The organism is Glaciecola petra (genome assembly GCF_031846345.1).
In the GTDB taxonomy this organism is placed as follows: domain Bacteria; phylum Pseudomonadota; class Gammaproteobacteria; order Enterobacterales; family Alteromonadaceae; genus Glaciecola; species Glaciecola petra.
The window spans coordinates 1483845-1510314 of record NZ_JAVRHX010000001.1 but is presented as its reverse complement, the minus strand read 5'-3'; the positions used below and the strand labels follow the sequence as shown (position 1 = coordinate 1510314).

Sequence of the window (26470 nt, the reverse complement as noted above, 5' to 3'; positions counted from 1 at the left end):
TTTACCGACTATTAATAGGTATGTGTTTTAAGGCTAATTTCAATGGTAAATTAATGGGGCAGAAAGTTTTTCATGAGCAACAAGTGGAGTAGTGATTTTAAATGACTGAAAACGCTTTAAAAAGTCACTTCATCGATAGAATCTTACTAGGCGATTGTTTTTCGCTTATGAATGATATTGCAAACACATCTATTGATTTAGCCTATTTAGATCCTCCTTTTTTCAGTGCTAAGACACATCAATTAGCGGCCCGTGAGACTGGTATTCGATATCGCTTTAGCGATCGTTGGAAAAATGAGCATATTTATGCCGATTTTCTGTTTACAAGGATCAGTCGCGTAAAAGAGTTGCTCAAAGACACCGGCTCAATTTTTGTGCATTGCGATAAAAGTGCCGAACATATTGTCCGCACCGTTCTTGATCAAGTGTTTGGTGCAGAGCACTTTCAGTCAGAAATTGTATGGACATACAAACGCTGGTCTAATGCGAAAAAGGGCTTAATGCCTGCTCATCAAAATATTTACTTCTATTCAAAAACGGATACTTTCAAGTTTAATCACTTGTATACGCCTTATTCTGATAAGACTAATATTGATCAAATCTTACAAAAACGACAACGTAGTAAAGACAATAAATCTGTTTATCTGATAAATAAACAGGGGGAGCAAGTGATTGGTGCAGAAAAGCGAGGTGTGCCACTATCCGACGTTTGGCATATTCCGTATTTGAATCCTACAGCAAGAGAAAGGGTAGGTTACCCAACACAAAAGCCCCTTAGTCTTTTACAACAAATAGTTGAGTTGGTGACAGAAGAAGGTGATATTGTGCTCGACCCTTTTTGTGGCAGCGGAACGACCTGCGTCGCGGCAAAAGCACTCAACAGGCATTATATTGGCATTGATGAATCAAAAGAAGCGTTTAAGTTGACTCAACAACGCTTAGAAACCTATATTAAGCCAAGCGTAAGGCGTTCAGATGCCACTAAGACACAAGCTTCGAAAGAGTGGATAGATAAATGTTTGGCTTTGTCGTTGGCGTCGATACCCTTTAATCGTATTTTGCGAAATAAAGGGATTGATGCAATTTTAGTTGAACATTTTAATAGTAAGCCCGTGCTTGTAAAAGTGCAGGATCAAAGCGAAACACTAAAAGAGGCGTGCGATATTCTTGTCAAAGCTATGCAGAAAAAGCAGTCCGAAAAAGCCTTTATTATTCAGACCCACAACTGCCATACAAATGAACAAATCCTGCCACTTTTGAATCAACACCTTAGCCTAATTGTTATGCCCGCTCTCACTATTAAGCAAGCATTACAAAGTTAAGCCAATAGCCTCAGACTTGGCTTTTGTCTTGGTGCAGTTACTGAAGATATATGTTTATTTATTTGACTTCTTCACCGGCTGCTTGTTTGTCAGCATGATAGCTCGAACGAACCATTGGTCCGCATGCTGCATGAGAGAAGCCAATTGATTTAGCATAATCACCCAATTCGTCAAATTCTGCAGGGGGCACATAACGTTTTACTGGAAAATGGTGCTTGCTGGGTTGTAAATATTGACCAAGTGTTAACATATCGACATCGTGAGCTCTAAGGTCATCGAGCACTTGTTGCATTTCGTCGTTTTCTTCGCCCATACCCATCATCAAACCAGATTTAGTGGGGATTTCCGGATGTTGCTGTTTGAATTTTTTTAGTAATTCTAGCGACCATTTGTAATTGGCCCCAGGACGACACTCTCTGTATAAACGTGGAATCGTTTCAAGGTTATGATTAAAGACATCGGGTACACCTTGCTTGAAAATTTCTAATGCGCGGTCCATACGACCCCTGAAGTCCGGAACAAGCACTTCAATCTTGGTGTTAGGACTATACTTACGAATTGCATTGATACAATCTACAAAGTGCTGAGCACCACCATCTCTTAAATCGTCACGATCAACGGATGTAATCACTACATAGCTCAAACCCATTTCAGCAATGGTTTTTGCCATTTTAACAGGCTCTTCAGCGTTTGGTGGAAGAGGCTTTCCGTGGGCAACATCACAAAATGGACAACGACGAGTACAAATATCACCTAGTATCATGAAAGTGGCTGTGCCGTGGTTAAAACATTCTGCTAGATTTGGGCAACTTGCTTCTTCACACACCGAATGTAACTTGTTTTTGCGTAGGGTCTTCTTGATGTGATCAATTCTGTCTGTTGTGCGTGGTAGCTTGACTTTTATCCAAGCTGGCTTGCGCAACATTTCGGCTTTTTCAGTCGGGACAATAGTGATTGGGATATGCTTAACTTTATCTTCATCACGAAGTTTTACACCTGCTTGTGGACGTGAATTACTCATCAAAACCTTCTTTAAATTCAAGTGTCTCTATGCTTAGTTGCTGACAAAAATATTGGACGACTAACTGTTTAGCATGCTGTATTGTATTTGGGCCATTTAACTGTTTACTATCAACCATTTCAAGTCCTGCATAACCACATGGATTAATCCGTTGAAACGGACTTAAATCCATATTGACGTTAAACGCCATGCCATGAAATGAACAACCTTTTCTAATACGCAAACCCAATGAACAAATCTTTTTTTCGTCGACATATACCCCTGGGGCATCTTTTTTCGCATAAGCGCTAATGTCGAAAGGTGCTAATGTTAACACAATCGTCTCTTCAAGCGCACTGACAAGATCTCTTACGCCTAATTTTTTTCGACGAATGTCCAACAAAATGTACATCATTAGTTGGCCCGGCCCGTGATAGGTAACTTGTCCGCCTCTATCGACTGGTACTACAGGAATATTTCCTGGAGCGAGTAAATGTTCATCTTTGCCTGCTTGGCCTTGCGTAAAAACAGGCTCATGTTCACATAGCCAGATTTCGTCTTTGGTTTGCGAGTCTCTGCTGTCTGTAAAGTCTTTCATTTTTTGCCAAATTGGCGTGTAAGCTTGTATTCCTAAATCTCTAACAACAACCTTTGAATGTAATGTTTGTGGATTGATGCTTTCAGAAGAAGGTTTATTCGCAATTAATTTGCTTGTAGCATTATTAATCGGTGATTTTTGATTGGCAGTTAAACCTTCAGTACCGCTCATAATTCTTAAATTACAACCCTAACAAGGTCCAACTTGGCAAGTTCAGTATATACACTTTCCATATGCTCTTTGCTAGTGACTCTAACAGGCAAAGACAAGGCATGGTAATTGCCTTTTCTACTCGGTTTTATTTTGGGTGCATAGTCACCGGGCGCTAACGATTGAATGCAAGAAACAACTTGCGCCGGAAGAGCAGGGTCAGCTACCCCCATAATTTTAAAATTTTGTATGCATGGAAATTCCAGCAACTCATCAAACTTTGTATCCATTAATCGTCTAAACCTAATTGCAGACTAACCCAATCCATCGCTTGACTCCAATACCCACCTTCTTGTATTTCTTCCAGTGTGACTAAAGGGTAAGAAGCAATGTCTTCGCCGTCTAGTTGAATCACCAAGGTACCAACTTGTTTACCTTTATCCATTGGCGCTTGTAATTGTTCTGATAATTCAAAATGCGCTTTTAGCTTGTCTACTTGACCGCGTGGTATTGTCATGGGGGTGTCTGTATTGATACCTAAACTAACAGTTTCTTTGTCTCCCATGTATATGCGCTGGTCAGCAAAACTATGCCCAGCCTGATAAGGATTCACCGATTCGTAAAACCTAAAACCATAGCGAAGAAGCTTTTTGTTTTCAGCTTTACGTGCTCTTTCACTTTCTGTGCCCATGACCACAGACACTAAACGCATATCTCCTTGCGTAGCTGAAGTTATTAAGCTGTAGCCTGCATCAGATGTATGGCCAGTTTTAATTCCGTCAACATTCATACTTTTATCCCAAAGCAGGCTGTTGCGGTTAAACTGTTTGATTCCGTTAAAAGTGAATTCTTTTTCACTATAAAGTGCGTACATTTCGGGTACTTCGCGAATAATAGCAGAAGACAGGGTGGCCATATCACGTGGTGAAGTGTAATGGTCAGCGTCATGTAAGCCATGACTATTAATAAAGTTAGTGGCTGTCATCCCAAGATTTTGTGCGTGTGCATTCATCATACTGGCGAAAGCTGATTCGCTTCCCGCTATGTGTTCTGCGATTGCAACGCAGGCGTCATTACCCGATTGCACAACAATGCCACGCAGTAAGTCTGACACAGAAACTTGTGTACCGACTTCAATAAACATTTTAGAAGAATCGGGGAAGTTTTTTGCCCATGCATTTTCAGAAATATTCACCATGTCGTCGAGACTAATATTACCGGCCTGTAATTCTTTACCAACAACATACATTGTCATTATTTTTGTTAAACTGGCAGGCGCTAGACGCTGGTCAATGTTTTTTTCCGCAATAATATGACCGGTAGAATGATCAACTAGTAAAAAGCCACCTGCGGCTACTGAAGGTGGCGGCGGAATAACTATGTTCGCAAACACAGTTTGGCAAACTAATATGAATAACAAACCTATAGTAGCTAATAAACGCATTCTCATTTTCCTGATAATTCTTTCATTTTACTTATTAGTAAAAGCTGACGCATTTTACTTTATTGCGTGAACAAACGACAGTTAAACAAATATTTTTAATAGTATTTTTACTTAGTCGCTTTTAATCGGCTTCAAAATGCACAGCAAATGCTTCATCAAAACCAATTTTCTTTAGTTCTTCGATTATTTTTTTGGCTTTTTGTTCATTCTTAAGTGGGCCTAATTGTAATTTATATATATTGTCGACTAACGGTAACTGGGTATTAACTTGCAATAAGTTTGATAAGCCTGTTGCAAGAGATTTGGCCTTTTCACTGCTTTGCAAGGCCATGACCTGCACAAATAAGCCGCTATCAAGTTGGCTGTTTGCAATTGACGTCGATTCATCAGTTGTTTTTTTATCAATCACAGCACCTTGAGCGACCATAATATTACTGTCTTTTGCATATTGGGTTGGACCATTGCCTATTGTGACATCGCCAACCTCATTAATATGAATGACTTCTAGTTTTATCTTTGCGACCCCTTGTTTGTGATAACCGAGTTTTTTAGCTGCGCCATAGGATAAATCGAGAACTCGATCATCATGAAATGGCCCACGGTCATTAACCCGGACGATCACAGACTTTTTATTTGTTAAATTAGTCACTCGGACAAAAGATGGTAAAGGGAGTGTTTTGTGTGCTGCTGTGAGCGCAAACATATCAAATACTTCGCCATTGGCTGTTTTATGCCCATGAAACTTTTGACCATACCAAGAAGCGTTACCTGTTTCTTCGTGTCCTTTGCCCGATTGTAAAGGTGTGTAGTATGCACCCAAGACTTTATATGGCCGACTTGTCCAAACATTGTAAGGCTCATATGCTGGAATTACTTCGCTATAAGTAATTTCACCATAATCAAAATTAGGCGCAATGTCTTGTTTCATCTTGTAACGGCTATTGTTGACATTATTGGTACTTGTTGCACAAGCCGCAATAACCACATACGTTAACACCAAGATATAAACTTTGGTCAGTTTCTTAATGATATTTTGATTTCGCATACACAAAATCATAGTTGCCTTAAAAAGAGCAACCATTGAGGTTTTTTTAGCGCTTAGCATTGTGTTTATCCTTCACAGTGCATTTATTATTATTATTTTATTAAAATAAGGCTCTTCGGCCTTTCTGCTTGTCACTAAGTACAGTATTTATATATTAATTTTGTACGCGTTGTTTACTTTTAGGGTTTATTCTACCTCGAAAGTAAGCGCTTTTGTGTACTTATGGCCATTAAGATACCAAATCCTGCCATTAAGGTCACCATTGATGTGCCGCCATAGCTAATTAATGGTAAAGGGACGCCTACAACAGGGAGTAGTCCGGATACCATGCCCATGTTGACAAAAACATACACGAAAAAAGTCAGGGTGATACTACCTGCCAATAATTTACTAAAGGTATCTTGCGCGCGATTAGCAATATACAAACCACGTAAAACGATACATAAATAGATAATTAAAAGTCCGGTGACACCTAATAAACCAAACTCTTCACTAAAGACTGAAAAAATAAAATCTGTATGGCGTTCAGGTAAGAACTCTAGTTGAGATTGGGTTCCTTGCAACCAACCTTTACCATCTATACCGCCTGAACCAATGGCAATTTTGGACTGAATAATGTGGTAGCCGGCACCTAAAGGATCGCTTTCAGGGTTGAGAAACGTAATGACCCGTTGTTTTTGATATTCTTTCATGAGAAAGAACCACATAATTGGTGCAAAAGCCCCCGCCATAATACTGATAACCCCAATAAGACGCCATGTCATACCGGCCAAAAATAATACAAACACGCCACTTGAAGCCACCAATAGCGATGTACCCAAATCCGGCTGTTTAGCAATTAAAATGGTGGGTAAACAAACTAGTAGGAATCCAATGAAAATATTGCTTAGGCTGGCAGGAATCCCTTTTCGGCTAATAAACCATGCAATCATCATCGGCATAGCTAATTTCATTATTTCTGAAGGTTGAAACCTAAAAATACCAAGATCTAGCCAGCGTTGCGCACCTTTTCCTGTAACACCAACAATAAGCACTGCAACCAGTAATAATATCCCAGCAGAATAAAAGTAAATTGACACACGTCGATACGCCATTAATGGTATTTGGGCCAGCACGAACATGATCACAATGGCCAAGCCTAAGCGAACAAATTGCCGATTGACTAAATCCCAATCTTGTCCACCAGAAGAATATATAGTGATAAGCCCCGTTAACATCAAACTAAACAAGGCAAATAATAAAAATCCATCTATGTGGATTCGCTCTAATAAACTTTGTTTATTTGCTGTAAATTGCGTCTTTTTCATTATAAAACTATCAAAACAAAAGGCTTATTCATTGACACGAGAAAGCATAGGCGCATCATCATTTTGTTGCACTTGCACTACTTGTTGGTCATTCAAAACTTGTGTCGCTGGGTCTTCAACGGGAATATATTGCGGATACTCTTCAAAATAATAATCCATGACTTTACGCGCTAATGGTGCTGCGTTTGATCCGCCGCCGCCTGCATTTTCGATGGCAATAGCAATACTGATTTTAGGTGCTTGGTAGGGAGCATAGCCGATATACATGGCGTTATCTCGGAGGTGCTCGTTAACATCTTCCTCCACATATTCTTCTTCTTGACCTATAGAGAATAACTGAGCGGTTCCTGTTTTTCCGGCTGCAATATAATTTGCGCCTGTGTATGCTGTGCGAGCAGTGCCATGTTGCCTATTTACCGTGCCGTAAAGAGAATCTAGTACAATATCCCAGTTACGTTCATCTTTCATGGCAATTGGAGGCAACTCCTCTATGGGTAAATCTTCAACAATTCCTTTGTTGATATAACCTTTCAAGATGCGCGGTGTAATGCGCTTGCCTTTATTGATTAAAATATTAAGTGAGCTTGCTAATTGTATAGGGGTGGCATTCCAGTAACTTTGCCCAATACCCACTGAAATCGTGTCTCCAATATACCAAGGCTCATTATGAGTAGCTCGTTTCCATCCTCTACTTGGCATGTTAGCGCGTGACTCTTCAAATAGATCAATCCCGGTAAATTCGCCAAAACCAAACTCACGCATAGAATCATGAATACGGTCAATACCAAGTTTATAAGCTAAATCATAGTAAAAAGTGTCGCATGATACTTCCACAGATTTAGTCACATCTACCTTACCGTGACCTTCAGGCTTCCAATCGCGCCAAACATGTGAGACGTTTCTTAATTGATATCTGCCTCGGTCATTGATTTCGGTTTCACTTGTAATAACACCTTCTTCTAAACCTACTAATGCGAGGTGGGGTTTTATAGTTGAAGCAGGCGGATACTTGCCTTGCGTAGCTCTATTTAGCAGTGGACTATAATTAGACTTTAGCAGTTTGTCGTAGTCATTTTGGCTAATGCCGTGGACAAATAAATTGGGGTCGTAACTAGGGCTTGAATATAATGCCAGAACCCCCCCGTCAGTGACATCAGTTATCACCACTGAACCTCGGCGCCCAGCCAATTCTTGTTGAGCTTTTTTCTGTAGTTCAATGTCAATATTGAGCATAATATCTTGCCCGGGAACAGGTGGTTCAAAATACAATACCTCAATCACGCGGCCACGATTATTAACCTCAACCTGCTGAAAACCAACTTTTCCATGTAGTATTTCTTCATGGAATTTTTCAACACCCTGTTTGCCTATATTATATGTGGCTGCATAGTTGGCTGCGACGCCATTGTCTTCTAGCTTTTGAAGGTCAAGTTTGTTAATGCGCGCCACATACCCGAGCATGTGAGTAAGAGTGTCTTTAAATGGGTAATATCGAGACAATCTGGCTTCAATTGCTGCGCCATGATAACGATGTTGATTTGCCGAAAATAAAGCCACATCGTCTGGAGTAAGTTGTTTTCTTAGAGCAATTGGTTTAAACCGTCGTTGTCGTTTTCGTTCTTTATGGAAGTTAAGCAGTTCAGCTTCAGTAATCGACATTAATTCAGTCAGGTCTGCTAAGAGTTGTTCCAAATCATCAACTTGTTCGGGGATGACCTCAAGGCTAAAAACAGGGCGATTTTCTGCTAAAATAACACCATTTCTATCGTAAATTAAACCTCTATTGGGGGCAACTGGCAGCACTTTTATGCGATTACCATTAGATTGAGTTTGGTATTTTTCGTGTTGCGTGACTTGCAAACTATACAAGTTTGCTAAAATTAGGCTCATCAGCATAATGACAAACAACACAGCAACAAAGGCTCTCCGCGAGAATAGATTTGCTTCAGCGCTATGGTCTCGAATTGTTTGCCGGGCCTTTGCCATTTTATATTTGCTTCTTATTGGTTATTCATAAATACATAATTGCATACACTTACTAATTGCGAGTCTACTCACGATGGTACGGATGATTTTGCGTTAATGACCATGCTCTATATAGTGCTTCACTAACAATCACTCGCACCATTGGATGAGGTAAGGTTAACGGTGACAACGACCAATGTAATTCGGCTTTTTCGCGGCATGCATCTGATAAGCCTTCGGGCCCACCAATTAACAAGCTAATGTTTCTGCCATCCATTTTCCAATTTTCAATTTGTTGTGCCAACTTTGCTGTTGTCCAAGCATTGCCTTTTACTTCAAGTGCAATTACTTTATTTGAAGGCTCAATAGCCTGCAAACATTTGTAACCTTCATCTATTTTGATTTTATTCAAGTTTGATGATTTTGTGCGTTTTAAGGGCGCTATTTCAGTCAATTTAACTTGAAAATCAGACGGAAAGCGACGTAAATATTCATTGCACCCTTCGACCACCCAATGCGGCATTTTGTTCCCGACGGCAACTATTTGCACTTGCATTTAATTCTCACCTGAACTTGCTAGCCAAAAACTGGCTTATTGCCAAAGCTTTTCCAATTGGAAAAAGTCGCGGGTTTCGTCTTGCATTACGTGTAGTACTAATTCACCTAAATCAACAAGAACCCATTCACCGGCATCTTTACCTTCGATACTCAACGGAGCATGATCACTTTGTTTACAAGCGATGATAACGTTGTCTGCAATGGATGAAATATGCCGCTTTGAATTGCCTGAACAAACGACGAGGGTATCGGTAATAGTTGATTTTTCTGACACGTCAATGATTACTATATCTCTGGCTTTCATGTCGTCTACTTTGTCGACAATAAACTTAATAAACTCTTTAGAATTCAATTATTTTCCTATTATTATTTAAGGTAACTATTCGTTACTAAATACTTTGCTTGTACAAATTATTAGCTTTTATATAAGCGTTAATATTATCGGGCAACCACGCGTTTACCGAAGCTCCAACAGCAATTTGCTCACGCAAAAAACTAGAAGACAAAGCAAGCCCTCTATTTTTAACTAAAAAGAGTTTGCCCGAAACTGATGACGCTATTATATCCTTAAACGAAGCCGATTTAATACACTGCTTTTTTTCATTAGTTTGGGCAAGTCTCATAGACAAAAATTGTTGGCACTGTTCGTCCATTTTTGTGCCAATAAGCTTATCTAACTCACACTGAGTCAAGAATATGTCATTCAAGTTTGATGCCAACGCAGTATTGGTCGGCTTCGTTTGTGCACTGGTCTTAGTGTTTTGCTCAAATTCTCTGTGCAAAACCAGCACACTAGCTAGACTAAATATAGTCTGCCACTGCTTCCATTTATGTATATTTTGCAAGCTATCTGAACCGATAATAAATACAAAATGAGTATTGGGTTCATTTTCCTTAAGCTGCAATAAAGTGTTGACAGTAAAACTCGGCTTAGCCAGTTCTAATTCAAGCTTATTGATACTAAGTCTTGGGTCTTCTTGGATTAGCATGTCTAGCATCGCTAAACGATGCCGATGATGACTCACATTACTTTTTAATGCCGAAACAAAGGTCGGCATAAGTTCTACATGACTAATATCGAGCTTATCCATTGCGTCTTGCAAGGGGCTCAAGTGACCATAATGAGGTGGATCAAAGGTGCCACCATATATGTATCTTATATTTTTTACCTTGCTAGTCAGTTTAGGCGAGTGCATATGCTTCAAGTTCAGAAGGCAAAAAAAGTAGCGCGAGGTGGCTTAAAACTACGTAGGGTTTTGCAACTGTTGTTGATTTGAATAGTATATCTGTGTAACTGAGCTGTTCTATGAGGTGATTGATATTATTGTCTGCCAAACGATTTAACGCGCTTTGATACAAATTTTGTTTGTTTGGCCACACACGCAATGCACGAAAATTAATCTGTCCCTGTGTATTTTGCATATCTCGCATTTTCGCCAAGTTTTGAGCCTCATTTACTAAACTCCACAAAATCACGACAGGTTCAACGCCTTCTTCTTCCAACCGAGCAAGCATTCTTATCGCTTTTCGCATATCGCCCTTTAAGACTTCATCGGTAAATTGAAAGCTTGAGTAACGTGATTGTTGCACCATGACTTTTGCCACGTCATCAACTTTAATCGTATCTGCAGAAGGATAAAGCAGAGCGAGTTTTTCTAATTCTTGACGGCCAGCCATGATATTACCTTCACACATGTCTGCCAGGGCCGTAATGGCATTTGTTTCTATGTTTAAGTTGAGTTTATGTGCTTTATTGCTCAGCCATTTTTGTAGTTGAGCACCTTCGAGATCATATACATGACAAAACCAACCTTTATTTGCCAATGCAGAAAACCATTTGGTTTTTTGCACATCCTTGCCGGCTTTTGGTCCTTGAATCAGTAACACAACATCAGGGTTGTCAATATTTGCTATTTCTTGAAACTGTTTTGCGCCGGTTGCACCGGGCTTGCTGCTAGGCATGGTAAGTTCGATATATTGTTTGTCTGAAAATAAAGACATACTTTGCATAGCATCGATTAGGTGTGCCCACTCAAAGTCTGAATCAAGGGTAAAAGTTTGTCGTTCGTCAAAACCAGTTTGACGTGCGTGTTGACGAATTGCATCGATAATATCAAGTTTTTGCTGTGGTTCGTCACCAAAAAGAAGGATAAACGGCGGTAACGCATTTTGCTTAAGTTGCCGTGTAATATCGTTTGCGTTAATTTGCATCTGAAGCGATACCGCCTTGAAGTTCTGGATCTATCACTGAACTATTATATTGGCTAGACATCAGCCGGATAATGCGGTCGGCAGTTTCGTTACGTAATTCTTCAAGCACTAAATCCAATTCTCTAGACTTAGCTAAAATCTGATCTGGGTCGTCTTGGTATTCTCTAGAAACCGTTAAACTCTCTGACATGCTTTGTTTGCCGGGAAATAAAATTTGATAATCAATGGTGTATACCAATTCGTATTCTGCAACTTGACCGGTAGTAAATACCGACAATAAACGCCGTTCAAATTGTTCTGGCTGTAATAACAACACTACTGTTTTTGGCATATCTTGAGGCAAAATGGTGTTAATGTCGCCGATGAGACCGTTAAGTTGATAAACAGGCAGGCGCGTTTCAAGCGCCCTAGACAACGGAGAATATTGCAATGGCGCTTGAATTAATACTTGGGTTAAATTTACTGGTAAGGCTTGTGAACCACGAAGTTGAAAACCGCATGCGCTAATACTGAAGATTAGCACAACCAAAAGTGTTAGGTCGCCAAAGCGCACAAAAGAGACTTTTCCTAAGCTGAATAAATTTAACTTTTTTGCAAGCAAAATGATGTCCTTAATTGGCCACTATATTAACTAACTTACCTGGTATCACAATGACTTTACGCACTTGTTTCCCAGCCGTAAATGAGAGCACGTTTTCATGCTCAATAGCCATCCTTTCTAGCTCGTTTTTATCTATATCAGCACTCACTGTGAGTTTTGCACGTAACTTACCATTTACTTGCACAATAATTAACTTCTCGTCCTCAACTAAGGCGCTTTTATCAAAAACTGGCCAAGGAGAGGTTTGCAATTCATCTTGATATCCGAGCATTTTATGCAACGCTTCACAAATATGGGGCGTTACAGGGTTTAGCATTTTTACCATCGCGCTTAAGGCTTCTTGCATCAATGCCAATTGATCTAAATCGGCTTGCTGCTCATCCTTTACTAACTGTTGAGCGTACTTTTGTAAAAAGTTTAACAACTCCATCATTTTAGCGATAGCAGTATTAAATGTTTGACGGCGTAAAATATCGTCTGTGACTTTTTGAATGGCACCATGAAGTTCAAATCGCAATGCTTTTTGTGCTTTGCTAAGCGATTTTACATTGTATTGATATTCCACTTTAAAAGAGGCTTCAGCACAATGTTGTGAATGCTCATTTACCAAACGCCAAAACCTTCTTAAAAAGCGGTTAGCGCCTTCTACCGCTGATTCAGTCCATTCAAGGTCTTGTTCAGGTGGCGCGGCAAACATGGTATATAAACGGATGGTATCAGCACCATAAAGATCAATAACAGACTGCGGATCAATGCCGTTATTTTTCGACTTTGACATTTTGATCATGCCAGCATGTTGAGCAACTTGCTGATTCGATTTAAGCACGGCGCTTATTATGCGACCTTTATCGTCCTTTTCTAATGTTAAATCATCAGGTTTATGCCACGTTTTTTTACCGTCATTTTCAGTGTAAAACGCGTTGGATAAGACCATCCCTTGACATAACAATCGTTTAAATGGCTCATCACTTTCTACTAGGCCTTCATCGCGCAACAGTTTATGGAAAAAACGCGCATACAAAAGGTGTAAGATTGCATGTTCAATCCCACCAATATACTGATCAACAGGTAACCAATAATTGGCTTCACTTGGATCTAACATGGCATCTTTAGGGGCTGATGCATACCTCGCATAATACCAAGATGATTCCATAAATGTATCAAAGGTGTCGGTTTCTCGGGTCATTGCTGAGCCGGCATGGTTTGTTTTTGCCCACTCTGGATCAGACTTAATTGGCGAGGTCACACCATCCATCACAACATCAGTGGGAAGGACAACTGGCAAATCTTGTTCGTCGACTGCAAAAGAGTTTCCATTATCGTCATTGACTATAGGAATAGGAGCTCCCCAGTAACGTTGACGTGAAACTCCCCAATCACGTAGACGATAATTCACTGATTTTTTGCCTTTACCGATGCTTTCTAACTTAGCCGCAATCGCATTAAAGCCATCTTCATAGCTCAGGCCAGAATATTCACCAGAATTAATTAAGTCATTTTTTTCGGTGTAAGCCGCATCTGCAATATTGTGGTTTTCATCTTCCTTTTTATTGGCTACCACTTGCACAATAGGTAGTTTGTATTTTGTCGCAAACTCCCAATCACGTTGGTCATGCGCAGGGACCGACATAACAGCGCCTGAGCCATATCCCATCAACACAAAATTTGCTATCCAAATTGGCAGTTTCTCTTGTGTCAGGGGATGAATAGCATATAAGCCAGTAGCTAAGCCTTTCTTTTCCATGGTCGCCATTTCGGCTTCGCTTGTTTTGGTATTTTTACATTCTTCTATAAAAGCGGAGATTGCTTCGTTACCATTTGCCAATTCTTGTGCAATCGGATGTCCTGCCGCTATTGCTAGATAGGTCGCTCCATAAAGCGTATCGGGTCGAGTTGTGTAGACTTGTATTTGCTGATAGCCAGCAGTTTCATTCACTAAATCGAAATCAATATCAACACCTTCAGACCGTCCAATCCAATTTTTTTGAGCAACTCTGACTTGTGTTGGCCATTCGTCTAGTTGGTCTAAGTCGCTTAATAGTTGGTCAGCATAATCGGTAATTTTAATAAACCATTGTGGTATCTCTTTTTGTTCTACTTGTGCACCTGAACGCCAGCCTTTGCCGTCAATGACTTGTTCGTTTGCTAATACCGTTTGATCAACAGGGTCCCAATTAACGGTTGCATTTTTTTTATATACCAAGCCTTTTTCAAACAAGCGCGTAAAAAACCATTGTTCCCAACGGTAGTATTCTGGTTGGCAGGTGGTTAGTTCTCGCGTCCAATCATAACCAAAGCCAAGCGCATGCAACTGCGTTTTCATATAATCGATGTTTTGTAAGGTCCAGCTTGCAGGTGCGGTATTATTATCAATGGCGGCATTTTCTGCTGGCAAGCCAAATGCGTCCCAGCCCATAGGTTGCAGAACACTTTTGCCTTGCATGCGCTGAAAGCGGCTAACCACGTCTCCTATGGTGTAATTGCGAACATGGCCCATATGTAAACGGCCACTTGGATATGGAAACATGCAAAGACAATAAAATTTTTCTTTGTTTTCGTCTTGATTGGCTTTAAATATATCAATATTTTTCCAGTGCGCTTGTGCATTGGCTTCTATATCTTTGGGATTATATTCAAAGCTTGTCGTTGCATTTACTTCTGTGTTTGCCATTGATTAAAGGTTCTCTATTTATTACGAAACAGTCAATGGCATAGGATAGCTTGTAAGGGTAGGCCGGGACAAGATATAACACGATCATTTTTTCAACATTTTAGTGATAAAATACGCTACACTTTGTTGTTGTTAGATAGTCACAATAAGAAGAAATAGCAAAAGTATGTCCGAATCAACACTTGGTGAGCCCTCATCCGCCATGCAAAAAAAGTCTTCAATAGCACAAAAGCCTAGCCACGTGGGTGGTAATGAGTTTGGTATTCAACTTCAACTTCATCCTGAACACTTAACCGCTACCTACGATAAAAGCATGTTGCAAATTGCCGATGAGCATCAAGCTGACACTCATATGCTAATTGGTCAAGATCGAGCAAAAAATGCCCTAAGGTTTGGCTTAGGTGTTGATGTGGCAGGTTATAATTTGTATGTAATGGGTGAACAAGCAACGGGGCGACATACCCTCGTAAATGAATACATCACCGCACATACTAAGTCTTGCGCTAACGCGCAAGTTTATGATTGGTGTTATTTGAATAACCTTGAGAATGAAAGACAGCCAATATCCCTTGCATTGCCACCGGGCGACGCCAAGCAACTGGTAAACGACATCGAAAACTTTATAGATGAGGTACTTGCTACTTTTCCCGCGGTTTTTGAGAACCCGAGTTTTCAACGAAAAAAAGCCAGTGTTACTCGTCACTTTGAGCAAAAATACGACAAAGCAATAGACGATGTTGAACAAATTGCTGCTACAAAAAGTATCGCGCTTATTGAAGAAGGTAACAGCATTAGTTTTTCACCGATTATTGATGGTAAGCCTCTTAATGATGCAGAGTTTACGCGTAAAACGGATATTGACCGACAACATTACTATCAAATAATAGACGAGTTAGAAAAGGTCTTAAGCGAGGCATTGATTGAGCTACCTATGTGGCAACGCGAAAGCGCTGAGCAACTCAAATCGTTGAAGCAGCAAACGGTTGAGCAGGGCATTAGGCCTTTGTTAAAAGATTTAGAGCGACAATACAAAAACAATATCGCGATTTTGAAATATTTGCGGCAATTAAAGCATCATTGTATTGATATGGTGATTGAGACCTTAGTTATTGACAGCAAAGATGAAAAGTCAGATGAGTACGATAAACGGGCATTGTTTGTAGATACTTATGTACCTAACATTCTTGTAGAAAATAAAAACGATGTGCCGGTTCCTATTATTTATGAGCCCAACCCTAGTTACCAAAATATCTTTGGTAAAATTGAATATACTAGTGTGCAAGGCAGTGTATATACCAATTACCGAATGATAACCGCAGGTGCATTGCACAAAGCGAATTCAGGCTATTTAATTTTAGATGCAGATAAGGTGCTGGATAATCCACATGTTTGGGAAGCATTAAAATTAGCGCTTAAATTTGGTCAAATAAGAATGGAGCTTCCTCAGCAAGAAGTTGGCATGGTGAACTCTATAACTCAAATGCCGGAAGCGATAGCCTTGCAAACAAAAGTTATTTTGTTGGGATCGCGAGATTTGTATTACACGCTACAAGAATATGATCCAGAATTTTCAGAGCTTTTCAGAGTATTAGTCGATTTTGACCACGAAATTTCGCTTAATCAAACCAATGTTAACCAGTTTGTTACGCGAGTAAAAAAACAAATTAATCAACTTAATTTAAAAGGCATTGATATATCCGCAATGGCAGCGTTGATTTCTTATAGTTTGCGCCAAGCCGAGCACCAAAATAAGCTAAGCGCGAAATTTGCTGATGTTATCGAGCTATTAAATGAAGCAAACTTTTATTGCCAAGAAGAGCATGCAGCTGTGCTATCTGAACAACACGTTGAAGCAGCATTACAAGCAAAAAAGCACCGTTCTGGTCGTGTTAGCGACACATTTTTACAAGATATTCAGGAAGGGCATGTTCTCATCAGTACCGAAGGGCAAAGCATCGGCACCATCAATGGCTTGACTGTACTAGAAATTGGAGACACGACCTTTGGCACGCCAGCTAGAGTGACCGCAACGGTTTATGCAGGTTCAAATGGTGTGGTAGACATTGAGAGAGAAGTAGAGCTTGGTCAACCTATTCACTCTAAAGGCGTGTTGTTATTGACTGGTTATTTAGGAAATAAATACGCGCAAGGGTTCCCATTAACACTCTCTGCAAATATCGCTCTAGAGCAGTCTTATGGTTATATCGATGGCGATAGCGCTTCTTTAGCTGAATTACTAGCGCTTATCTCATCATTAACAGAAATTCCTCTGCAACAAGGCATAGCGGTAACCGGCTCAATTAATCAGTTGGGAGAAGTACAAGCCGTAGGAGGGGTTAATGAAAAAATAGAAGGTTATTTTACACTTTGTGAAAGCCGAGGTTTGACCGGTCAACAAGGTGTGATTGTACCTTGGTCGAATCACGTCAACTTAATGTTAAATGAAAAAGTACGGGAAGCTGTTAAGAATGGACTTTTCACTATTTATGCAGTTAAAAATGTCGACGAAGCGATCGAAATTACAAGCCAAAAAGAAGCGGGCAAATTGAATTCCCGCGGGCGCTTTGCTCGAAATAGTGTGCATTACTGTGCAATTAATCGTTTATATGCGATATCAAACGTAGTTAACGGCGCACACGAAGACTAAGAGGTGTTTAAGTTTAGTTTGTTTATTTAGGCGGCATACGTAAAGCGCCGTCTAAACGGATTGTTTCGCCATTTATGTAGCTATTTTCAGCGATATGCATCGCTAATTTAGCAAATTCTTCTGGTATACCTAAGCGTTTAGGGTGTTGTACGTTACTGGCAAGTGCTTCTTGTACCTTATCAGGCATCGCTAATAACATTGGGGTGCCCATTATACCTGGTGCGATCGCGTTTACTCTTATCCCTAGAGGAGCAAGATCTCTCGCCATTGGCAAACTTAAGCCAATCAAACCAGCCTTGCTTGCGGCATAGGCCGTTTGCCCAATTTGCCCTTCATACCCAGCAACAGAAGCCGTATTAATAATACAACCGCGGTCTTCGTTAATGCTTGAATTTTTGGCCATTGCAGCTGCCACAACTCGTGCAACATTGAACGACCCTACTAAATTAATATTGATGACTTTTGCAAAATCATCAAGTGGCATCGCTTCACCTTCTCGATTTAGCGTTCGTTTAGCAGGTGCTACACCAGCACAATTTATTAGCAATCGAATTTCTTTTCCAGCAAGTTTATTAACAGCAGCTTCAACTAGTGCGCTACTAGTGACATCGACATAATCAAACCAACAATTACTAGGGTGCATTTTTTGAGCAATTTCATCGCCACTATCTTTATTGAGATCAAAAATAACCACGTGCCAGCCATTCGCAAGTAAAAACTCTGCGCTCGCTTGACCTAAACCAGAACAACCTCCAGTCACAACCGCTAATTTGGCGCTAGCTGTCATAAAAACCTCATGTATTTATTTTTTAGGTAAAGTGATTTTGTTGTCATCGCTTGCTTTATAAATGACTAAAGTGTGTCCAATTGCTTGTACTTTTAATGAGCCTGTCTCACCAACAATGGCGTCCATAATGAGTGTTTTTTCGTCTCTGTCGTCGGAGGGTATTTTGACTTTGATTAGTTCATGATGAGCGAGCGCGTTATTTATTTCTGCAACGACACCTTCGGTTAGGCCATTGCCCCCCAGTTGCACAATTGGTTTTAAAGAATGGGCAAGACCTTTTAAAAATTGTTTCTGTTTATTACTTAATGTCATGTTTTATTACAACTTGATTAGATTATTACTTTAATTATGGTTGATATTCTATATTCTAACTCCACTTATAAGCTAAAGCGACTAATGATATTGATTCAGTAGTAAATAGACGGTTTTTAATGTGAACATTTTCGAAAGACTGTGTTCAGCTGGCATGATTATTTTACAACAAGATTTTGTTTTAATCATAGCTTCGGTGAGCTTGCTTAAGAATTACTGAACAAGATTGGCGGAACTAACGTATGCACCTTATAGTCATAAAAGGCTAGTCAGGGCATTATTTTCTAGTTAGATTGGCGCCTGTTTGGTGGCATAGGTCCATAAAGTGTAGTAATCTTTGTGGTGTAACGAAAAATATAAAGTACAGCAAAAACATATGATATACGTGCAACGCTTAACACAAGCAGTATATTAATTTTAACTTTTTTTAGAGGTTCACAGCGTTGAGCGACATGGCAAAAAATCTCATCCTTTGGTTAGTCATTGCAGTTGTGTTAATGATGGTGTTTCAGGGCTTTAATACTCCTACGACAGCCGCGAAAAATACGGATTACACAACTTTTTTACAAAACGTTGAAGACGGTAATGTAAAAGAAGTATTGATGGAGGGCCGAAACATAACCGGCACGCTTCGCAATAACGAAGAGTTTACAACCGTTATCCCACCAATTGGTGATCCGCAGTTGGTCGATCAATTGTTTAAAAAAGGGGTAATCAGCTACAGTGCAGAGACAGAAAAGCCAAGTTTCCTGAAAACCCTCTTTGTCAACTGGTTCCCAATGCTATTGCTAATAGGGGTGTGGATTTTCTTCATGCGTCAAATGCAAGGCGGCGGTGGTCGTGGTGCAATGTCGTTTGGTAAAAGTAAAGCTCGCTTGCTTAGTGAAGACCAAATCAAAACAACCTTCGCTGATGTTGCTGGCTGTGATGAAGCGAAAGAAGACGTCTCTGAATTAGTCGACTTTTTACGTGACCCAACTAAATTCCAAAAACTCGGTGGCCGAATTCCTAAGGGCGTACTAATGGTAGGTCCACCGGGAACAGGTAAAACCTTGTTAGCGAAGGCAATAGCCGGAGAAGCCAAAGTCCCATTCTTCACCATTTCAGGTTCTGATTTTGTTGAAATGTTTGTTGGTGTGGGTGCATCTCGTGTTCGTGACATGTTCGAACAAGCTAAAAAATCTTCACCTTGCATTATCTTTATTGATGAGATTGATGCAGTTGGACGTCAACGTGGCGCTGGTCTTGGTGGCGGTCATGATGAACGCGAACAAACATTGAATCAAATGTTAGTCGAGATGGACGGTTTTGAAGGCCATGAAGGTATTATTGTGATTGCGGCAACTAACCGCCCTGACGTACTTGACCCCGCGTTACTTCGTCCTGGTCGTTTTGATCGCCAAGTAACTGTAGGCTTGCCTGATATCCGCGGTCGTGAGCAAATTCTTAAAGTGCATATGCGTAAGGTACCAATTGCCGACGACGTAGAAGCGTCGGTCATTGCGCGCGGCACACCAGGGTTTTCGGGGGCTGATTTAGCAAACTTAGTTAACGAAGCTGCGCTGTTTGCGGCGAGGACTAACAAACGCTTGGTAGCGATGGAAGAGTTTGATAAAGCCAAAGACAAAATCATGATGGGATCAGAGCGTAAGACCATGGTGATGTCTGAGGAAGAAAAAACAAATACAGCATACCACGAAGCTGGCCACGCAATTGTGGGGCGCTTAGTGCCTAAACATGATCCAGTTTATAAAGTATCTATTATTCCTCGCGGACGCGCCTTGGGTGTAACCATGTATTTACCTGAGCAAGATAAATACTCTAACTCTCGCGAAGAGTTAGAATCTCGGATAGCGACCTTGTTCGGTGGCCGAATCGCAGAAGAAATTACCCTTGGTAAAGCTGGTGTGACAACAGGCGCTTCAAACGACATTGAGCGTGCAACAATGATAGCTCGAAAAATGGTGACGCAATGGGGCTTGTCTGAAAGAATGGGCCCAATGCTTTATGCTGAAGAAGAAGGCGAAGTGTTTCTTGGACGTTCAACGTCTAAGTCAAACAATATGTCTGACGAAACTGCGAAAGCGATTGACGCTGAAGTGCGTGAGTTGATAGACCGTAATTACAAGCTTGCTGACCAGATCTTAAAAGACAATATGGATATTCTCGAAGCGATGAAAGACGCTTTGATGAAATATGAAACCATAGATGCTAAGCAAATAGACGATTTGATGGATAGAGTTGAAGTACGCCCTCCCGCTGATTGGGGCAAGGCTGATAATTCGTCAAGTACTAACAAACCTACTGGTGGTGCTTCTATTGATGTTGGTAAAGAAGACAAACCATCTGAAGATGGCGAGCCAAGTGACGCGCCGCAATAAAATCTAAAATTAACGAGTAGCAGACAAACAACACCGACGCAAGTCGGTGTTGTTCGTTTTTTCTAGAGTTTTTTGCAGATATTTCTCTTTATTTCTTATCTTTTCTTTACTATCGGGTATAATCTGATCTAGCGTTTATGATCAAGTGGATAACGAATATGATGGTTTTTAAAGATAAAGAAGTCATCTTTAATAGCCCTAAAGTGATGGGTATATTAAATGTCACTCCCGATTCGTTTTCTGATGGTGGAAAATTCACCAGTGTCAATGCAGCCTTTGAACAAGCGCAACTTATGGTTGAAAAAGGTGCTTGCTTTATTGACGTCGGTGGAGAGTCTACGCGACCCGGTGCAAGTGAAGTATGTTTGCAAGAAGAACTCGATAGAGTTGTACCAGTTATCGAAAAAATAGCCAAGTCGCTCGATGTTATTGTGTCTGTCGATACCAGCAAACCAGAGGTAATGACTGCTGCAGTGAATGCCGGTGCTAAACTCATCAATGATGTACGAGCACTTAGCCTACCAAATGCCTTAGAAACTGCAGCAGGTTTTGCAAAAACTCACAATATTCCAACTTGCGTTATGCATATGCAAGGATCCCCGCTAATCATGCAAGACAATCCTAAGTACGAAAATGTCGTTGAAGACGTGGTTGAGTTTTTTAGGCAGCAGATTCAGCGCTTAACTCAAGCTGGTTTTAAATACCAACAAATTATGCTTGACCCAGGTTTTGGTTTTGGTAAAACCCTTGACCATAATTATCAAATGCTTAAATATTTTGTTAATTTTACACAATTTGACTTGCCAGTCTTAGCGGGTATGTCACGTAAATCAATGATTGGCAATTTATTAAACAAGCAAATTACAGAAAGACTCGCCGGTGATATTGCAACAAATACAATAGCAGCGATGGCAGGTGCAAGTATCGTTCGTGTACATGATGTTGAAGAAGCTGTTGACGCAATGAAAATTGTCGATAAAGTAAATAGACTAAGCGATCTATCAAATAACTGAGCCTTAAAGCGTGTTCGAGCGCATTGAGAAAGACTGTTAAAGGCTAAACTAAGGAATAATATGTCAAAGAGGCAATATTTTGGAACCGACGGTATTAGAGGTAAAGTTGGTCATAGTGTAATTAACCCAGAATTTGTAACTAAATTAGGATGGGCTGCAGGTAAAGTACTTGCAGGAACCGGCACCAATAAGGTGTTGATAGGCAAAGACACTAGGATTAGCGGTTATATGCTAGAGTCGGCATTAGAAGCGGGTTTGTCGGCTGCAGGTATTAATATTGGATTATTAGGTCCAATGCCCACACCAGCCATCGCTTATTTAACAAAAACGTTTAGATCGGAAGCCGGGATTGTAATTTCAGCCTCTCATAACCCTTATTATGACAACGGGATTAAGTTTTTTTCTAGGACGGGTCATAAACTAGACGATCAAATTGAACTCGCTATTGAGCAACAGATGCTTGCGCCAATGACTTGTGTTGATTCGGATAAATTGGGCAAAGCCAGTCGAATAAATGATGCCGCTGGGCGTTATATAGAATATTGCAAAGGCACATTTCCTTCTGACTTGTCTCTGTCGGGGATGAAAATTGTTGTCGATTGTGCCCATGGCGCAACATATCACATTGCACCAAATGTACTTTCAGAATTAGGCGCCAAGGTTATTGAGATCGGCACTGACCCTGATGGATTGAATATCAATCACAAGGTGGGGGCAACTTCTCTCAAAGCGACGGTACAAGCGGTTAAAAAGCACGGTGCTGATCTGGGCTTTGCGCTTGATGGTGATGGTGATCGCATCATGATGGTAGACGAAAAAGGAAATGTTGTAGATGGAGATCAAATAATTTTCATAATTGCCCGTCAGGCGCTTCGTTCAGGTAAATTAAATGGTGGCGTCGTTGGTACTAAAATGTCTAACCTAGGCATGGAAGTAGCACTTGAACAATTAGGTATTCCATTTGAACGTGCTGATGTTGGGGATCGCTACGTAATGGAATTATTAGTGAAAAAAGGCTGGTGTATAGGTGGCGAAAATTCAGGCCACGTGCTTAACTTAAACTACGCATCTACTGGTGACGGCATAGTGGCTGGTTTGCAAGTGTTATCTGCAATGCTAAAAGCCAACATGAGTCTAAGTGCCTTAAATTCTGGTTTCAGTAAATTTCCTCAACGCTTAATAAATGTCAAATTTGAAGACAAAGGTGTGGATCCTTTGCAATCTGATGCTGTTAAAAAAGTGGTCAAAGAAGCAGAGACGGCGATGGGTGATAACGGCAGAGTTTTACTGCGTAAAAGCGGTACAGAACCGTTAATTAGGGTGATGGTTGAAGCAAAGACCGAACAAGACTCCGACTTATGGGCGCAAAACATCGCGGATGTAGTAAAAAAAGCAGACTAATTTAATGTTTTTGTGTCAGCCAAGCTTGTATAATTGGAAAGGGTTAGTTACTATCAGCGCCGCTTTTTACGGTGCTGTTTTTTGTATATCAGATTAAACAGTCCTGTAAGACTGATTGGAGTTGTTTATGACAAAATCGCGCAAGCCAATGGTAGCAGGAAACTGGAAAATGAACGGTTCCCTTGCACTTTTAACTGCATTTACGCAAGCGGTTGAACTTAGCACTGTCGTTGACAAAGTGCTGTGTGTCCCTTTTCCATACTTAGCGGCAGCAGGTAAGGGTGATTTTGCAATTGGTGCACAAGATTGCAGCCAATTTGAATCTGGCGCTCATACTGGTGATATCGCAGTTTCTATGCTTAAAGAGCTAGGTGTAGAGTATGTGATTGTGGGTCACTCAGAACGAAGACAAGACCATGGCGAATCAAACGAAGATATTGCAGCAAAAGTAAGTACTGTCTTGAAAGCAGGTTTAACGCCCATATTATGTGTGGGTGAGCCATTAGAATTACGGCAAAGCAATACGTTTAAAGAATATGTGCTTGAGCAATTAAAAGCTGTTGATGAAATATGTGGTAGGTCAGCTTTAAGCCAGTGCGTAATTGCCTATGAACCTATTTGGGCAATTGGTACGGGAATGACAGCGACACCAGAACAAGCTCAGGAAGTACATGAGTTTATTCGTACACAAATAAGTGATTGGTGTGAAGCTGCCGGCCATTCAAGAATTCTTTATGGCGGTAGTGTAAATGCGAGTAATGCTGAACTATTGTTTGCAAAACCGGATATTGATGGCGGCCTAATAGGCGGCGCCAGTTTAAAAATTGAAGATTTTGTGGTTATTTGTAACGCCGCAAAATAAAAGAATAAATCAAGAGGAATATGATGTTATACGAATTGTTGTTAATTGCTTATCTGGTTGTTGCCATTGCCTTAGTGGGCTTTGTGTTATTACAGCAAGGGAAAGGCGCAGATATGGGTGCATCGTTTGGAGCAGGTGGCGCAAACACTATTTTTGGTTCAAGTGGTTCGGGTAATTTTATGACTAGAACAACAGCAATTTTAGCCACTTTATTTTTCGCTATTAGTCTAATCATTGGTGGTATGACGGCAGGTACTAGTGATACTACTGACGAATTTCAAAATATTGAAGTACCGGTAGATGATTCAATACCTGTTCTGCCTAACGATTCTGACATTCCTGTAGCAAATGACGCACCAGCGGTAGAGCCAAGTGATGTGCCTGAAACTACTCCTGACGATCAACCAAATAGTTGAAGTTGGCAGAGTAAGAGTTAACGCCTCATGACAATGAATATGCGGAAGTGGTGGAATTGGTAGACACGCCAGCTTGAGGGGCTGGTGGCCTCACGGCCGTGCGGGTTCAAGTCCCGCTTTCCGCACCAAATAAAAAAGGGGTCAGTGTTAAGTAACACTGACCCCTTTTTTTGCTTTTTTATTGTCTTGCATTTAATGAGGGCCCTAACCTTGAGCCTTTCGACCTTTTCAGTTGTCTTTCAATATTGCGCTTTACTCTATTAAGCGTAATCAAAAACGCTTGCTGAATGCTGTTGGCACTATCGGTTACAACAATATCTGTCGCATTTGTCATTTTTATACATATGGTGCAAGAAGTGAGAGGCGATTTTCCATTGTCTAACTTGTCAAAAACAATATCAAAACTAGAGGTGATATTATTGAAACGAGATAAGCTTAAGCCCACACGCGAATCGATGAACTCTCGGTCATTGTCGTTTATATTTTCACTATTTTCATGAATAGTATATCGCATAATTTTGAACTCTTATCCTTCAACACATCGAATTAAACTTTTCTATTACAAACTTTATCAATTAAAAGTGAACAAATAAATTCGAGAATATGTATAAGTAATATTCGGAAAAAACTGTCTATCGACTTGTATGGAATAGCTTACATGTCAGAAAATTTAAATTATAAGCACTTGCACTATTTTTGGGTGGTAGCGACCGAAGGTAGTATTGCGCGGGCTGCAGATAAGCTTTTCATCACTCCGCAGACCATTAGTGGTCAATTAAGTATGCTAGAAGAACGGATAGGACAGCCATTATTTGACAGAGTAGGGCGTCGCCTTAGGTTGACAGAAACAGGCCGTTTAGTCTTGCGCTATGCTGACGACATCTTCGAATTAGGGCGTGAACTTAGTGATGTGCTTAGAGGTGCACCACTTGTAGGTACTTCCGAATTTATAGTTAGTGCGGCGAGCGCTTTACCTAAAACAATTGTTTATAAAGTATTAGAGCCGGCCCTAACTATATCGGACGACATTAGCCTTACTTGTAAAGAAGGCCCAGTCGAAGCTATTTTAGGTGAACTTGCAGTACATGAAGTCGATATGGTGCTTACTGATACACCGCTTTCAAGCGCATTTAGCATAAAAGCCTATAATCATTATTTAGGACAATCGAGTCTATCATTTTTTGCATCACCTGCATTGGCTGCAAAATTAGATGACAATTTTCCCTTAAATTTGCACGATGCTCCTATGTTATTGCCAACTAAACAATACGCTATTCGGCAATTGTTTGACAAATGGTGCACCGACAACAATGTTTTCCCAACCGTGAAAGGACAGTATGACGATAGTGCGTTGATGAAGTCATTTGGCCAATCGGGTTTTGGTATCTTTTTCATGCCCAGTATCATTGAAGCTGAGGTCAAAAAAGCGTATGGCTTGACAGTTATTGGAAGAAGTCAGTCCTTAAAGCAAAAGTTTTACGCAATCTCTGCTGAACGTAAAGTCACTCATCCCGCTGTTGCCGCTATATGTAATACCGCAAGAGATATTATATTTAAATAAGTGCCCCAGCATTTATAATTCGGATGCTTCTTTTTTAGTGTGTTGATAAATAAATTTTCTCTATTTTTTGCGTGAGAAACTCTCTGTGTTTGATAGTAATTTGCCGGAAGGAGGGATTAATGTGGATTTTTGCATTAATCAGTTGGTATTCGGAGTATACAAAGCTATACTATGCACCGCATTTAAAAGCGTAAATATATAGACAAATTAAAAGGATA

Annotated in this window: 24 protein-coding genes and 1 tRNA gene; 9 read left to right on the top strand and 16 right to left on the bottom strand. The window is 40.4% G+C overall.

All coding sequences use genetic code 11. The annotated features are described in order from the left end of the window. The first annotated feature begins 101 nt into the window (after positions 1–101). Positions 102–1322: a DNA-methyltransferase gene (locus RM552_RS06675; protein WP_311367991.1), complete on the top strand. Its 1221-nt coding sequence runs from the start codon at positions 102–104 to the stop codon at positions 1320–1322. 58 nt (positions 1323–1380) lie between these two features. Here the strand turns inward: RM552_RS06675 and lipA are convergent, their stop codons facing one another. The 13 genes from lipA to leuS all read right to left on the bottom strand — a co-directional run bounded on the left by lipA (position 1381) and on the right by leuS (position 14872). Next, positions 1381–2343, bottom strand: a complete 963-nt coding sequence (gene lipA, locus RM552_RS06670) for a lipoyl synthase (protein ID WP_311367990.1) — start codon at positions 2341–2343, stop codon at positions 1381–1383. Then, the gene (gene lipB, locus RM552_RS06665; RefSeq protein ID WP_432277198.1) at positions 2336–2920 is read right to left on the bottom strand and encodes a lipoyl(octanoyl) transferase LipB; all 585 of its coding nucleotides are present in this window, start codon (positions 2918–2920) and stop codon (positions 2336–2338) included. Before lipB ends, lipA begins: the two co-directional genes overlap by 8 nt. 176 nt (positions 2921–3096) lie before the next feature. After that, a complete protein-coding gene (gene ybeD, locus RM552_RS06660) occupies positions 3097–3360 on the bottom strand; it encodes a DUF493 family protein YbeD (protein WP_311367989.1) in 264 nt (87 codons plus the stop codon). Next, complete coding sequence (locus tag RM552_RS06655; protein ID WP_311367988.1) at positions 3360–4514, bottom strand: serine hydrolase; 1155 nt, start codon at positions 4512–4514, stop codon at positions 3360–3362. Before RM552_RS06655 ends, ybeD begins: the two co-directional genes overlap by 1 nt. Before the next feature lie 121 nt (positions 4515–4635). Further along, on the bottom strand, positions 4636–5619 hold the full coding sequence (locus tag RM552_RS06650) for a septal ring lytic transglycosylase RlpA family protein (RefSeq protein WP_311367987.1): 984 nt from the start codon (positions 5617–5619) through the stop codon (positions 4636–4638). Between the two features lie 131 nt (positions 5620–5750). Beyond that, positions 5751–6866 (bottom strand): rod shape-determining protein RodA, encoded by a 1116-nt coding sequence (rodA, locus tag RM552_RS06645; RefSeq protein ID WP_311367986.1) that lies wholly within the window; start codon positions 6864–6866, stop codon positions 5751–5753. Positions 6867–6890: 24 nt separating this feature from the next. Continuing rightward, a complete protein-coding gene (gene mrdA / locus RM552_RS06640) occupies positions 6891–8852 on the bottom strand; it encodes a penicillin-binding protein 2 (RefSeq protein ID WP_311367985.1) in 1962 nt (653 codons plus the stop codon). 64 nt (positions 8853–8916) lie between these two features. Further along, entirely contained in the window at positions 8917–9387 is a 471-nt protein-coding gene (rlmH, locus tag RM552_RS06635; RefSeq protein WP_311367984.1) for a 23S rRNA (pseudouridine(1915)-N(3))-methyltransferase RlmH, read from the bottom strand. A 36-nt stretch (positions 9388–9423) separates the two neighbouring features. Further along, positions 9424–9741 (bottom strand): ribosome silencing factor, encoded by a 318-nt coding sequence (gene rsfS, locus RM552_RS06630; protein WP_311367983.1) that lies wholly within the window; start codon positions 9739–9741, stop codon positions 9424–9426. A gap of 37 nt (positions 9742–9778) precedes the next feature. Beyond that, positions 9779–10585, bottom strand: coding sequence for a nicotinate (nicotinamide) nucleotide adenylyltransferase (nadD, locus tag RM552_RS06625; RefSeq protein WP_311367982.1), 807 nt, complete (start codon positions 10583–10585; stop codon positions 9779–9781). Then, on the bottom strand, positions 10572–11600 hold the full coding sequence (gene holA, locus RM552_RS06620; protein WP_311367981.1) for a DNA polymerase III subunit delta: 1029 nt from the start codon (positions 11598–11600) through the stop codon (positions 10572–10574). Before holA ends, nadD begins: the two co-directional genes overlap by 14 nt. Further along, entirely contained in the window at positions 11590–12201 is a 612-nt protein-coding gene (locus tag RM552_RS06615; protein WP_311367980.1) for an LPS-assembly lipoprotein LptE, read from the bottom strand. The genes holA and RM552_RS06615 overlap by 11 nt, the downstream gene beginning before the upstream one ends. Before the next feature lie 10 nt (positions 12202–12211). Continuing rightward, entirely contained in the window at positions 12212–14872 is a 2661-nt protein-coding gene (gene leuS / locus RM552_RS06610) for a leucine--tRNA ligase (RefSeq protein WP_311367979.1), read from the bottom strand. Positions 14873–15185: 313 nt separating this feature from the next. Here leuS and RM552_RS06605 point away from each other — a divergent pair, with 313 nt between their 5' ends. Continuing rightward, entirely contained in the window at positions 15186–17519 is a 2334-nt protein-coding gene (locus RM552_RS06605) for a Lon protease family protein (RefSeq protein WP_432277197.1), read from the top strand. A gap of 22 nt (positions 17520–17541) precedes the next feature. Here RM552_RS06605 and RM552_RS06600 read toward each other — a convergent pair whose 3' ends face one another. Both RM552_RS06600 and yhbY read right to left on the bottom strand, forming a co-directional pair. Then, the gene (locus tag RM552_RS06600) at positions 17542–18306 is read right to left on the bottom strand and encodes an SDR family NAD(P)-dependent oxidoreductase (protein WP_311367977.1); all 765 of its coding nucleotides are present in this window, start codon (positions 18304–18306) and stop codon (positions 17542–17544) included. A 15-nt stretch (positions 18307–18321) separates the two neighbouring features. Continuing rightward, complete coding sequence (gene yhbY, locus RM552_RS06595; protein WP_311367976.1) at positions 18322–18618, bottom strand: ribosome assembly RNA-binding protein YhbY; 297 nt, start codon at positions 18616–18618, stop codon at positions 18322–18324. Between the two features lie 443 nt (positions 18619–19061). Here yhbY and ftsH point away from each other — a divergent pair, with 443 nt between their 5' ends. The 6 genes from ftsH (at position 19062) to RM552_RS06565 (ending at position 24819) form a co-directional block, all read left to right on the top strand. Further along, positions 19062–20999 carry an ATP-dependent zinc metalloprotease FtsH gene (gene ftsH, locus RM552_RS06590; RefSeq protein WP_311367975.1) on the top strand — a complete coding sequence of 646 codons (1938 nt, stop codon included), beginning with the start codon at positions 19062–19064 and terminating at the stop codon, positions 20997–20999. A 161-nt stretch (positions 21000–21160) separates the two neighbouring features. Next, positions 21161–22012 (top strand): dihydropteroate synthase, encoded by an 852-nt coding sequence (gene folP / locus RM552_RS06585; protein ID WP_311368291.1) that lies wholly within the window; start codon positions 21161–21163, stop codon positions 22010–22012. A 60-nt stretch (positions 22013–22072) separates the two neighbouring features. Then, complete coding sequence (gene glmM, locus RM552_RS06580) at positions 22073–23413, top strand: phosphoglucosamine mutase (RefSeq protein WP_311367974.1); 1341 nt, start codon at positions 22073–22075, stop codon at positions 23411–23413. A 127-nt stretch (positions 23414–23540) separates the two neighbouring features. Next, positions 23541–24275 carry a triose-phosphate isomerase gene (tpiA, locus tag RM552_RS06575; protein ID WP_311367973.1) on the top strand — a complete coding sequence of 245 codons (735 nt, stop codon included), beginning with the start codon at positions 23541–23543 and terminating at the stop codon, positions 24273–24275. A gap of 23 nt (positions 24276–24298) precedes the next feature. After that, on the top strand, positions 24299–24691 hold the full coding sequence (secG, locus tag RM552_RS06570; protein ID WP_311368290.1) for a preprotein translocase subunit SecG: 393 nt from the start codon (positions 24299–24301) through the stop codon (positions 24689–24691). 41 nt (positions 24692–24732) lie between these two features. Next, positions 24733–24819, top strand: a tRNA-Leu gene (locus RM552_RS06565). Between the two features lie 50 nt (positions 24820–24869). On the opposite strand, the gene RM552_RS06560 is transcribed toward RM552_RS06565, so the two are convergent. Continuing rightward, entirely contained in the window at positions 24870–25205 is a 336-nt protein-coding gene (locus RM552_RS06560) for a hypothetical protein (protein ID WP_311367972.1), read from the bottom strand. 144 nt (positions 25206–25349) lie between these two features. Here RM552_RS06560 and nhaR point away from each other — a divergent pair, with 144 nt between their 5' ends. After that, positions 25350–26252, top strand: a complete 903-nt coding sequence (gene nhaR / locus RM552_RS06555) for a transcriptional activator NhaR (RefSeq protein ID WP_311367971.1) — start codon at positions 25350–25352, stop codon at positions 26250–26252. Positions 26253–26470: the final 218 nt, after the last annotated feature.